The organism is Corynebacterium suranareeae (assembly GCF_002355155.1).
In the GTDB taxonomy this organism is placed as follows: domain Bacteria; phylum Actinomycetota; class Actinomycetes; order Mycobacteriales; family Mycobacteriaceae; genus Corynebacterium; species Corynebacterium suranareeae.
In genome coordinates this window covers 117651-129844 of record NZ_AP017369.1, presented here as the reverse complement: position 1 = coordinate 129844, position 12194 = coordinate 117651, and the positions used below count along the sequence as shown (strand labels likewise).

The following is a 12194-nucleotide window of genomic DNA, read 5'->3' as shown; positions in this document are numbered from 1 at the left end:
TTCTAGCTCATGAATAGTCGTGCGCGTTGGGTTTCATGGATCATCTGTGAAATATCCAAACCTGGATCACCTGAGCAGAAATCAACTTCTTCCAAGGTGGCGCTACGCTGTACTGCCTGATTAATTGGCTCACGCATGGCAAACATCACTCGTTGACCAGCCATTTGTCCCAAAGGTATGCCACGTACTGCGTTTTGGATCAGCGAGCTCACCGTCGCCATCAAGTGCGCATGGATGGCTCTTTCCACATCAATTTCAGCTTTGTGCGCTGCAATGGCTACAGCTAGTGCGGGATGGCCAGAAAGTTCGCGTTGCTTAATTAGGGCCAGGTACTGCGAAATCATGGGTAGCCCGTAGGTTTCTTCAATGATTTCTGCCATGCGAGTACCCATTCGGGAATTAGCTTCCCGTACTTCTCTTGACGGAGTACCTGCGTAAAGACGTTCATCTAAACGCTGTAATTCCTCCATCGTGGGTGTTGCGTAATAAAGCCGCATTGCCAGAGCATCTGCGCTAGTCAATTGGACTTTGAGCAAAACTGTCAACCAATCCTGAAACTGTTTCGCATCAGTAATCCGCTCTGCATCCATGTAGGTCTCAAAGCCAAATGAGTGCGCGAACGCCCCGGTTGGCAGTGCTGAGTCCGAGAGATGCAGCAGCAAGAATTCGGCATCAAGATCTATCAATGTGTGTGCCCACTATGCCTAAATGGGATTGGTGGGACCAGTTCTGTGCGCTGGTAGTCAACCTCATGCTCGTCCAAGAAGCTGACCACGGTGTGGTCATATTGCACAATCATCGCAGCCTTGTCTGTTACCTCACCAGGTTTTGCAAACTGTGCTGGTAGGTGCCTATTTCCCAGCGAGTGCGCTACAAAACCCATTTGGTGAATATCATCTGGAGTGATCACCAGAACATCGGTTGGGATGATCTCCACAACATAAACCGAATTTTCATCCGCGCTTAAAACATCACCTTCACGCAAGATGGGGTGGCCGTGATCAAGGCGCAAACCCAGCTCCACGCCGTTTGGAAGTGTGACACGTTGGATGCGTTTATCCAACACTAAATCTTCAAATCGCACACCAACCACTTCTCGTCCGGAAACGAACTCTGGATGATCACTGATATTGGTGTCAATCGCTGTAATAATCATGGACCTCCCTTTCCTTTTTGCTGGTACTAGAACAAGAAGTAGCGACGCGCCATGGGCACGATCTCTGCTGGCTTGCTGGTGATCAATTCACCATTGACAAAGACTTGGTAGGTCTCTGGATCGACATGAATATCAGGCATCTCTGCATTAAGCTTCATGTCATTTTTGGTCAGGTTTCTAATGCCACGAACGCCACGAATCTGTTTTCTTAAGTTCAGCAGATCAGGAACATTGGCGTCGATCGCATCTTGCGACAAGAAGGTAATAGAGCTTCGTGAAACTGCCTGACCAAAGGCACCCCAGGTATTGCGCAGGGTTCGAGGCTGCGGTGTTGGAATGGAGCCGTTGGAATCACCCATGAGGGAATTAACCATCAATCCGCCCTTGATCACCAGATCAGGTTTCACACCAAAGAACTTTGGATCCCACAGCACAAGGTCTGCAAATTTACCTTCTTCAATCGAACCCACCACGTAATCAACGCCGTGAGCGATAGCTGGGTTGATGGTGTACTTGGCAACGAATCGACGCAGACGATTGTTGTCGTTGTACTGGGAATCACCACTTAGTGCTCCGCGGGTACGTTTCATATGGTCAGCGACCTGCCATGTGCGGGTGATTGTTTCACCAACGCGACCCATTGCTTGAGAGTCCGAAGAAGTGATGGAGAAAATTCCCATATCGTGAAGCACATCTTCAGCAGCAATGGTTTCTGCACGGATGCGGGAATCAGCAAACGCCACATCTTCTGGAATATCTGGATTCAAGTGGTGCGCAACCATCACCATATCCAAGTGCTCTTCTACCGTATTGCGGGTATATGGAAGAGTCGGGTTGGTAGATGCTGGCAACACATTAGGCAGTGAGGCAACTCGAATGAGGTCAGGTGCGTGTCCACCACCGGCACCTTCAGTGTGGAAGGTGTGGATTACGCGGCCCGCGATGGCTTCGATGGTATCTTCCACGAACCCTGCTTCGTTGAGGGTATCGGAGTGCAAAGCCACCTGGATATCCATGTCATCGGCAACTTCCAACGCAGTGTTGATCGATGAGGGGGTTGCACCCCAGTCTTCATGGATTTTCAGACCAATGGCACCTGCACGTACTTGTTCAGCCAAAGGGGATTTGGATGATCCGTGTCCCTTGCCCAGGATGCCAAAGTTCATGGGCATGCCTTCAAAAGCACTAAGCATGTTGTAGGTATTCCACTGACCTGGGGTAACAGTGGTGGCCATGGAGGCCTGGCTTGGTCCAGTACCACCGCCAATCATGGTGGTAATACCTGATGCCAGAGCGGTGTTGACCTGGTCGGTGCCTAGAAAGTGTACGTGGGTATCAATGCCGCCTGCAGTTAAGATCTTGCCTTCACCAGCGATGATGTCGGTTGCAACACCAATGACGATATCCACATTTTCCATGACATTCGGGTTTCCGGCTTTACCGATGCGGAAAATTTTGCCGTTGCGAAGCGCCACGTCTGCTTTGTACACACCGGTGTAATCCAGCACGATCACGTTGGTGATCACAGTGTCTGGGATATCAACATCGCGCACCAAGGTACCGTTTTGGCCCATGCCATCACGGATTACTTTGCCACCGCCGAAAGTGACTTCTTCACCAATTGCTGCGTAGTCTTTTTCCACGCATAGGTAGAGCTCTGTGTCAGCCAAGCGAACAGAATCACCAACGGTTGGACCGTAGAGGTCGGTGTATTGCTTGCGGGAAATCTCAAAACTCATTTATTTACGTCCTTCTTCCGAGCTCTCATCAGTGGCCTCATCAAGCTTGCGGCCACGTTCTGCGGCATCAGACTGTGGCAATTCTTGTGGAGCATCACCAGCTGCAGAGGAACGGCGCCAATGATCTTCGCGGCCTTCCCATACGTTGACTTTGCGGTCTTCCAAAGGTCCATCAACGAGGTCACGGAAGCCTGAAACAACGCGGTCACCACCAATGGCAACTAGGTTGACGGTCCTGGCGTCACCTGGTTCGAGACGCACTGCGGTGCCTGCTGGAATATCAAGGCGGAAACCATAGCCTTCGCTGCGGTCAAAGCGGATGCTGGGATTGACCTCTGCGAAGTGAAAATGTGAACCGATCTGCACTGGCCTGTCGCCGGTGTTGACGATTTCAATGGTTTTGGCCTCTCGCCCGACGTTTCCGGTGAGAGATTCCTTGGACAAGATGTACTCGCCTGGGATCATGAAAACTCCTTAAAACATCAAGGTTTAACGGATGGGGTTATGAACAGTCACAAGCTTGGTGCCGTCATCAAATGTTGCTTCTACCTGGATGTCAGGGATCATTTCTGGGATTCCTTCGAGGACATCATCCCTGGTTAAAATGGTGCTTCCCCAGCTCATGAGTTCTGCGACTGTGCGACCATCGCGTGCGCCTTCAATAAGTTCGTACGTGAGAAGTGCGACGGCTTCTGGGTGGTTAAGTTTCAGGCCGCGATCTTTACGGCGACGTGCAAGATCTGCCGCCACCACGATCATTAGTTTTTCTTGTTCACGTGGAGTGATATGCAATTTTTCCCCTTTCTGTCAGGCAACAGAAATTAGTTTAGCTCCCCGTGTGAAACTTTTGGGAGAGCCTTTAAAAATCGACAATATACCGCTTTTTTCCGGGATAAAAATAGAAGAATATTTGGGATGAACTATTAAAAATTATCCGCGCTAAAAGCTTCAGTGTTTTGCATCTTCTAATACCACCTCAAATCAGAAACCTACAGCTCATTTGAGTTATTTGAGCCCGAGATATACCTCAAACTTAATTGAAAATCTCCAGATCCGCGGCAACCCTAACTATTCATCTCCTCGCAGCAACTTCAAAAGCAGCATCTTTAAAATTTCTTGTTCAGTTTTAGTCAGTCTGCGGTTCCACGAGGATAAAATGTCATTTTGTTCCAAGTACGATTCTTTGATTAGTTCTGCCCCTGACAGCGTCAAAGAAAGCACATGCGTGCGTTTATCGATCGTCGACGGTGTTTGCTCTACATACCCTGCACTGACTAAAGATTTAACGATCGACGAGGTGGTTGCCCTGCTAGTTCCTGCAAGCATGGCCACGCGATGCTGCTCTAGGTCACCTTCCATCCACAAAATAAAAAGCACTTTAAAGGCATTCCACCCCATGCCTTTCGGGCGGTGAACTTCTGCTTCGGAAACCCCGGTGGCAACACCGGATGCACGGTTGAGAATCATGGCTAAATCATTGGGGCTGATATCAATTCCAGATAATTCCTCCGAAAGTTTCGCTCGGCTGCTTCGCACAAAATCCCAGTATTCAAAACTTTCTGAGTTAACCGTCATGTGCGTCTTCTTTCGTCGAAAAGCGTCTTTCTTGTTACCCCAAAGATTACAAGAGCCGGTGTGCGGAAAATTACTTTTCCGTACACCGGCTCTTGTTTCAAGGCTTAGTCGGTTGCTGGTTTGATCGTTCCCACACAGTCACCAAAGCTGATTGTTGAACCATCAGGTCCAGGCGCAACTGCTTGCAGTGTTACGGTATCGCCATCCCGGAGAAAGGTGATCTCACTACCGTCTTCGAGTTGCAGTGGTTCTTTTCCACCCCAGGAAAGTTCAATGAATGATCCACGTTGGTTGGCATCCGGGCCAGAGATGGTGCCCGAGGCAAACATATCGCCTGGGCGCAGGGAACCGCCATTAACGGTCATATGTGCCAGCATTTGTGGCGCGGTAAAGTACATCAACCCAAATGGAGGATGAGACACTGCTTGATCATTAAGACGCACGGTTAAAGTCACATCGAGGCCAAATTCACCGTGCTCATCTGTTGGATCCTGAAGGTAGGGCGCGAGCTCAAAAGTTCTTTTCGGTGGAGCGATTCGAGCCGCGTTTAAAGCTTCAAAAGGTACAACCCATTCGCCTACCGTGGAGGCGAAAGATTTTCCAAGGTTGGGACCTAAAGGCACATACTCATAGTTTTGAATATCACGAGCTGACCAGTCATTAAACAAAAATGCGCCAAAAATATGATCTGCTGCATCTGCAATATTTACCTCACCACGAGGTGCAGATCCACCTAGAACAAAGCCCATCTCTGCTTCAATATCAAGCCGGTTACTTGGCCCAAATGATGGAATGGAATCTTGGCCGGGACGCAAACCCTTTGGGCGAATAACATCTGTTCCTGATGCAAAAATGGTTCCTGACCTGCCGTGGTATCCAACTGGGAGGTGCTTCCAGTTGGGCTTTAGCGCATCTTCATTGGGGCGGAACATTTTTCCAAGATTGGTTGCGTGATGCTCGGACGCATAATAATCCACGTAATCAGCTGGGGTAAATGGCAGCTTCATGGTCACTTCATTAAGTGGCACGGCGCTGGCCAGTACTTCTTCTGATGCCTCTTCATCTTTTAGGGTTGTTTGCAACCATGCACGCAGCGGTGACCATATGGCTTTTCCGCCGGCTAGAAGCAGATCCAAGTTGGAGGCGGAAGCTGCGCGAGCTACCTCTTCGTCTAATCCACCTATTTTGGAAATCAGTGATTTAAGGTCAATGACGTGATCCCCCAATCGGACTCCCAAATGGGTTTCACCCTCAAGTTCAAATGAACCATAGGGGAGGTTTTCGATTCCAAAACCGTCGGTTGCTAGTTCTTTTACTGCCGTTGAAGTCATATGTCCTATCCTTCGATGTCAAAAATCGTGGTGTCGATAAAGCCAATATCTGCCAAAGTTTCCAATGGTTCTGCAATGCTGCAGGTGCCAAAGCTTTGAAACGATGTGCGCCACTGCTGATCCCTGGACACCACTTCAATCACTTGCTGCGCATCGTCCGAGTCCAAAATTTGAAGCGCTGCTTCTACCCCATGCCCAGATTGCAACTCTTTAACAGCTGCGGCCACATTGAGGAATCCAAAATGTTGAAATCCGGTTTTTTCATCCTTGTATCGCATCGCACGATGCAACCCAGCCGTCAATTTGAAAGGGATTTCCGTTCTGATTGCCAGAGCGAGCACGTCGATAAGCTGCTGTGATGTGGGGAAAAGCTCTTGGCGGATCCCGCCGGTGCGAAACTTCAGCCCGGCGCCCAGCGTGCGCAGATATTTAAGGTTGTCAGCGCTGACCAGGTCAGCGGGTAGCTCAACGAAAATGCTTGTCGACGCCAACCTCTCCCGTATTTCAGCTATCCCCTCAAGCCCATCAACTATTTTGGCCTCCACAGCCACAATCTCAATGTTGGAGTACTTTTTGGCTGTTTCCACCAACAGATCAACTTCTGTGGAATTAAGAATCACCGATACATCAAGTTTTTCCCCACCTGCATAGGTGGCAGCTTCCGCTAGTTTTGCCACAGGCACAATGAATGGACCCACCACTTGAGATACGGGATCGTCTCGTCTTGCAATGTGGGCTTGAACCGCTTCGCGCAGCGGTGCTAAGCCCGGTGGAAAAATTGCGGCATCATCAAAAAATTTAGTGATTTGTTGAAGCGTAGACACACCTATGACTCTCCAATCCAGCGACCGCCAGTCCAGGAAGAGGCATATTTTGGATCATTGCAGGCAATTCCTGCCTCACCAAGCAGCAGAGGTTTGAAGGTATCAACCATCACTGCGGTCTCATCGAAGTATTCAACGCCAAGGGATGCTTCCATTGCACCTGGCTGTGGCCCGTGCGGGTGTCCACCAGGGTGCAGAGAAATGGATCCTTCTTTAATTCCTGACCCTTTTCGTGCCTCATAGTTACCTTCGACGTAGAACATGACCTCATCAGAATCCACGTTGGAGTGGTAGTACGGAACTGGGATCGCGCCCTCGTGGTAATCAACTTTTCGAGGAACAAAGTTGCAGATCACAAAGTTCCATCCCTCCCACACCTGGTGCGATGGTGGTGGCTGGTGCACTTTACCCGTTAACGGCATGTAATCCTTGATGTTGAAAACATAGGGATACAGGCAGCCATCCCACGCCACCACATCAAATGGGTGTGTAGGCAAGACATGGATGGAACCAGACAATCCGGAAGGTCCTGCACCACGGTGCTTGATATAAACCTCTACATCTTCTTCTTCACGTAAGAGAATCTCAGTTGGTCCTCGGAAGTCACGCTCACAATAAGGAGCATGTTCTAGAAGCTGGCCATACTTGGACAAAAAGCGTTTTGGTGGCGCGATATGGCTATTTGCTTCAATGAAATAAAGTCGTGCTTCTTCACCATCTCGCAGGACCCAGCGGTGGATTGCTGCACGAGGAATCATGGCATAATCGCCTTGGGATACCTCTAGGGCACCAAATTGAGTTTCTAAAAGTGCCGAGCCACGTTCAACATAAACGCATTCATCACCGACACCGTTTTTATACAGTGGCGAGGTCTCATTTACTTTCGCATAGGAAATACGTACATCAGAGTTTCCAAGAACCAAACGACGATCTGTCACCGCATTAACTTTTTGTCCCGCGGGCGCATCTAATTCATGAAGCTTTAAGTGCAGTGGAATCAACGGATCATTAGGAGTCAGTGTTTGATCCGGAAGCACCCACGGACGCGCATCAACCAATGCAGATGGAATTTCCTTGTGGTACAGCAACGATGAATCAGAGGAAAAGCCTTCTTCCCCCATGAGTTCTTCAAAACGTAAACGTCCATCTTCTCCGCGCAGAACCGTGTGGCGCTGGCGAGGAAGTGTTCCTAGAGAACGGTAGTAAGCCATGATGTTTCCCTTTCAATGTAGTTCATGCATGTACTATATCGTTCACTTAAACTCTCGTCTACCCTCAATTCTCAACAGACCTTGCAATGTTCACGGTTTCCATAAATCCCCCGGGAAAATAACACTTTTAACACCATTGCAATCTTTGCTTTAGAGGGTGAAATTTTCACCCCCATTGGCTTTTCACACATTCCAAGATCCTTTTACAACTACGCAATTTGGATTGGATTATGCTCATTTCAAACAAAGGAGACGAAATGACACAAGACAATCTGGAATATCGGAATTTTGCAGAGTTTGCCAGCTCCAAAGTGGCCGAACTAGTTCCACATTCAGACCCAACAGCCAACCAGCTCTCCGTAGCACTTAATCGGGTGTCCCACCTGCTCACATACGACTTTGATGCGACAGTCCACCGCCCCGAGGAGTCAAGTTGGGCAGCTTATCGCGTTATTTTCGTCGTCTGGCTTGCTGGTCCACTCACCCCGGCACGAGCCGCTGAACTAACCGGAATGGGAAAATCGGCAATCTCAAATTTACTGAAGCCACTGCTCAAGCAGGGTTATGTTACCCAGGAGGCATCGGCTGAAGATCGCAGGTCAAAACTCCTTATCCTCACACCCAAAGGTGAGGAATATATAAACAAAGTCTTCCCTCTACAAAACGACCTCGAAACCCAATGGTCTAGCTCCCTCACCGCGATCGAAAGGGATCTTTTAATTTCACTGCTCAATAAACTCCTCAACGGAAAGCGCGCAGAGGAGGTTCGAGAGCAAAGGCGCTAGCTACTTTCGGGGGATAAACGGGTGTAGCTTCACACGTGGGATTTTTGTCAAAAGGGCGTCAATTTTACCCTTTTATTAGTTCATGCCTTGACTATTTTCAGGGCGTTATTGTACTGTGCCCTCAATCACATAAATTGTCGATTGTCTTAGATAAACACCCCCAGACTCACCTCAACCAAGGACGTTTTATGTCTACGTTCATCCCCCTGCTTGGAATTTTAATTTCACTAGCATTTTTGATCACCATGGCCTACCGGGGCCATTCCGTGGTCGTCATTGCCCCGATCTCCGCAATGATCGCGGTGATATTCTCCGGTGCCCCGATGTTAGCCACCTATACCCAAATTTTTATGCCTGCCTTGGGTGGATTCATCGTTAGTTTCTTCCCACTGTTTTTGGCCGGGGCAATTTTTGGTCGACTCATGACCGTGAGTGGCCTAGCAAAAGACCTAGCCCATTGGATTTCAACACTTCTTGGACCTCAACGAGCAGTGTTGGCAACAGTCATCGCCACCGCACTACTCACCTATGGTGGCGTGTCTGCCTGGGTTATTGCGTTTACGATCTACCCCATTGCTAGTGCTTTGTTCCGTGAAGCAAATATTCCTAAAAAGCTCATGCCAGCTGCAATTGCACTGGGTATCTTCACTTTTGCCACCGCTGCATTGCCGGGATCTCCACAAATCCACAATGCGATTCCAACACGATTTTTTAATACCACATCCTTTGCCGCACCGCTGCTAGGCATCATTGGCGCTGCCATTACGTTTGGGCTGGGTATGGCATGGTTGAACTATCGCAAGAAGCAGCTGGAAAAGGCTGGCGAAGGCTATACTTCCCACTACATCGACGGTAAAGATCCCAACCCCAATACCGATGATGAATTTGAAGAAGTAGGAAAGCGCGGAGTAGTAATCGCAGAACGCACCCGCATCACTCACAATCTTCACCTGCGTGGCTTTATCGGGTTATTTCCAATTCTGGTTGTTGTCATCACCAACTTGCTGTTTGTTTATGTCTTGTCGGATGTTTTGGATTTCTCCTACTTGTCAGAAGAAAAATTTGGCGGGGTTGCACTGTCTAATGTGATTGGTGTGTGGTCAGTGGTGGTAGCACTTGTTACCGCCATCATCGCGATCTTTATCATGTCTCCAAAATCCGTTAAAGACTACATCACCGCCCTTTCCGATGGTGCGAAAAATGCTGTGCTTCCCGTCTTCACCACCGCTTCCGAAGTAGCATATGGTGGCGTGATCGCGTCCTTGGCCATTTTTGCTGTTATCCGCGACAGCCTTTTCGATGTCAGCGACAACCCAGTTATCGTGGGTTCCCTTGCAACAGCAGTGATCGCGGGAATTACAGGATCTTCCTCGGGTGGTCTTACCATCGCGATGCAAAGTTTCGCGGAGTATCTTGTTCCTTTGGCAGATGCCCAAGGCATCTCCCTAGATTTCCTCCACCGCGCTATGGCTATGGCCTCAGTTTCCTTCGATTCCCTGCCACACAACGGCGCAATCGTGACATTGTTGCTGGTCACAGGAATGACACACCGCCAGTCCTACAAGGATATTGGAGTAGTGACGGTGATCGTTCCGTTTATTGGAGTCCTAGCCATTATTGCACTTGGGTTCATGTTCCCAGCCCTGCAGTAATGACTACTTATTCTGCCGCTTTTAAGGGTGGACATCGCTTTCTGCCAAAATATCAAGATCAATCAGGGTGTTAAGCGGTTCCACCACATTGCACGTGCTGAAACTTCGGAATGAATCCCGCCAATTTTCATCACTCTGCAAAGCATGAACCAATGGAGCGGCATCATCGCCCTGAAGAATTTTCAGTGCTTCATCCGCTCCTTTCCCAGAACGCAGGGTTGCCACCGCAGCTGCAATATTAAGGAAACCGAAATGCAGACGGCCAGTTTTTTCGTCCTTGTACCGCAATGCACGGTGCAGACCAGCAGTGAGCTTGAACGGCAATGAAGCAGAAATGGCAGTACTCAGCACCTTTATCAAATCTTCGGGTGCTGGGAAGAGCTCTTCCCGATCACCACCAGTTCGGTACTTTAAGCCAGCTCCCATATGGCGCAGCCTTCGGACGGTATCTGCCGTGACCAAGGCGGTAGGGATTTCCACCCACACTAAAGTGTTGCGGTGTTGTTGGATAAATTTTTCTACATCATCAAGCCACGCGGTGGTGGTTAGTGCTGCACCAACGAGTTTGATTTCTACCGAAGCGATATCAATGTTGGGGAGTTCATAGAAATCTCGTCGCAGATCTCCCAGTTCGTCTGTACTGATTACTGCAGATACACGCAGTACTTGATCTCCGGTGTATTGAGCAGCTTCTTCCAACTTGGCCAGAGGCAAAATAAGCGTGCCGATGAATCTGGACATCGGCTTGTTCTGGCGATCAAAATGTTCGCCGATTGCTCGGTCTAGCGGGACGAAACAGGGATAGTAGACTGCGGAATCATCAAAAAATCGATGAAACTGCTGCACATTGCTCATGATGATCATCCTCTCCACGACAGCTTAAACTCCATTTTTGCACTATTTTCATAGACAAAAGCGATAACGGTTGAATCGTTGGTGGTTTGAGTTGGAACTGTTACGGAGGGTGGCGTCGAAAAGCAAAATCGCTCAGCGAGCGCAACCATGCCTACGGCGTTAATGTGTGCACATGGCCCATTTGTTAAAGCGCGCTATTAAGCGCGGCGTGGCGAAGATACGGCGCAAGCCGCGGGAGGATTTCGCGGAGGAACTCACCCAGGAGCTCTATGACCACGCAACAAATATCACCCTGCCCCTGACCGCACGGCTGAAACCAAAAGGGTTCTTCCAAGATGATTGGCGAGCGCGACCAAGCGGCGCTCGGCCTTGGCCGGTTGTGCTGATTCATGGCTCTGGCGCCAGCAAAGGTTCCTGGGAGGAAATGGGCGCTGAACTGCGCAGCAAGGGCTGGGCGGTGTTTGCACCTGATTTTGGAACACGCGCCACCGAACCCATTGCAGCCTCCGCTGCCCAGATCGGCGCCTACATAGATGCCGTGTTGCTGGTGACTAAAGCCGCGCAAATTGTGCTCGTTGGACACTCGCAAGGAGGCGTGGTGGCGCGGTATTGGATGCGTACCTACGGCGGATACATGAAGGTCAGGCATATGATATCTATCTCCACACCCAATCACGGAACCCTCATGGGTGGCATTTTGAATCCAATGACGAAGGTGAAGTCAGGTGAAGGAACGGTCGAAAGATTGATGCACAGACTTTTTGGCCCCACCGGATTTGAGCAGCTTCGCGGACACGACATTATTGAATTCCTAGCCGACGGAGGCGACCTCGACCCTGGCGTTACCTACACCTGCGTCGGCACCCATTTTGATCCATTCATCCAACCACCAGAAGTGGCATTCCTTGAGGTGAGCGAAGATGACGACCCCGATCGAGTTCACAATATTTGGGTAGAAGATGAACACCCACGCGCAATGATCGCCCACAACGACATGGTGCGCGACCCCCGAGTAATAGAAATCGTGCGCGCAGAGCTCGACCGGGTAGCGCGCCTCGGCTAAGTT

Annotated in this window: 13 protein-coding genes; 3 read left to right on the top strand and 10 right to left on the bottom strand. The window is 49.6% G+C overall.

Going from position 1 to position 12194, the window contains the following annotated elements; translation table 11 throughout:
• Positions 1–2: 2 nt before the first annotated feature.
• From N24_RS00640 to N24_RS00600, 9 genes are all read right to left on the bottom strand, one after another.
• Positions 3–683 carry an urease accessory protein UreF gene (locus tag N24_RS00640; protein ID WP_096459519.1) on the bottom strand — a complete coding sequence of 227 codons (681 nt, stop codon included), beginning with the start codon at positions 681–683 and terminating at the stop codon, positions 3–5.
• Entirely contained in the window at positions 683–1156 is a 474-nt protein-coding gene (ureE, locus tag N24_RS00635) for an urease accessory protein UreE (protein ID WP_096453432.1), read from the bottom strand. The genes N24_RS00640 and ureE overlap by 1 nt, the downstream gene beginning before the upstream one ends.
• A 26-nt stretch (positions 1157–1182) precedes the next feature.
• Entirely contained in the window at positions 1183–2895 is a 1713-nt protein-coding gene (ureC, locus tag N24_RS00630; protein ID WP_096453430.1) for an urease subunit alpha, read from the bottom strand.
• Positions 2896–3360: an urease subunit beta gene (locus N24_RS00625; RefSeq protein WP_096453428.1), complete on the bottom strand. Its 465-nt coding sequence runs from the start codon at positions 3358–3360 to the stop codon at positions 2896–2898. It lies immediately after the preceding gene.
• Positions 3361–3384: 24 nt separating this feature from the next.
• Entirely contained in the window at positions 3385–3687 is a 303-nt protein-coding gene (locus tag N24_RS00620) for an urease subunit gamma (protein WP_096453426.1), read from the bottom strand.
• 276 nt (positions 3688–3963) lie between these two features.
• Complete coding sequence (locus N24_RS00615) at positions 3964–4470, bottom strand: MarR family winged helix-turn-helix transcriptional regulator (RefSeq protein WP_096453424.1); 507 nt, start codon at positions 4468–4470, stop codon at positions 3964–3966.
• A gap of 104 nt (positions 4471–4574) precedes the next feature.
• On the bottom strand, positions 4575–5801 hold the full coding sequence (fahA, locus tag N24_RS00610) for a fumarylacetoacetase (RefSeq protein ID WP_096453422.1): 1227 nt from the start codon (positions 5799–5801) through the stop codon (positions 4575–4577).
• 5 nt (positions 5802–5806) lie between these two features.
• Positions 5807–6625, bottom strand: a complete 819-nt coding sequence (locus N24_RS00605; protein ID WP_096453420.1) for a hypothetical protein — start codon at positions 6623–6625, stop codon at positions 5807–5809.
• Positions 6626–6627: 2 nt separating this feature from the next.
• Positions 6628–7836: a homogentisate 1,2-dioxygenase gene (locus N24_RS00600; protein WP_096453418.1), complete on the bottom strand. Its 1209-nt coding sequence runs from the start codon at positions 7834–7836 to the stop codon at positions 6628–6630.
• A gap of 257 nt (positions 7837–8093) precedes the next feature.
• Here N24_RS00600 and N24_RS00595 point away from each other — a divergent pair, with 257 nt between their 5' ends.
• Positions 8094–8621: a MarR family winged helix-turn-helix transcriptional regulator gene (locus tag N24_RS00595; RefSeq protein WP_096453416.1), complete on the top strand. Its 528-nt coding sequence runs from the start codon at positions 8094–8096 to the stop codon at positions 8619–8621.
• A 188-nt stretch (positions 8622–8809) separates the two neighbouring features.
• Complete coding sequence (locus N24_RS00590; RefSeq protein ID WP_096453414.1) at positions 8810–10273, top strand: GntP family permease; 1464 nt, start codon at positions 8810–8812, stop codon at positions 10271–10273.
• A 21-nt stretch (positions 10274–10294) separates the two neighbouring features.
• On the opposite strand, the gene N24_RS00585 is transcribed toward N24_RS00590, so the two are convergent.
• A complete protein-coding gene (locus N24_RS00585) occupies positions 10295–11128 on the bottom strand; it encodes a hypothetical protein (RefSeq protein ID WP_096459516.1) in 834 nt (277 codons plus the stop codon).
• 172 nt (positions 11129–11300) lie between these two features.
• Between N24_RS00585 and N24_RS00580 the strand changes: the two genes are divergently transcribed.
• Positions 11301–12191: an esterase/lipase family protein gene (locus N24_RS00580; protein ID WP_096453412.1), complete on the top strand. Its 891-nt coding sequence runs from the start codon at positions 11301–11303 to the stop codon at positions 12189–12191.
• Positions 12192–12194: the final 3 nt, after the last annotated feature.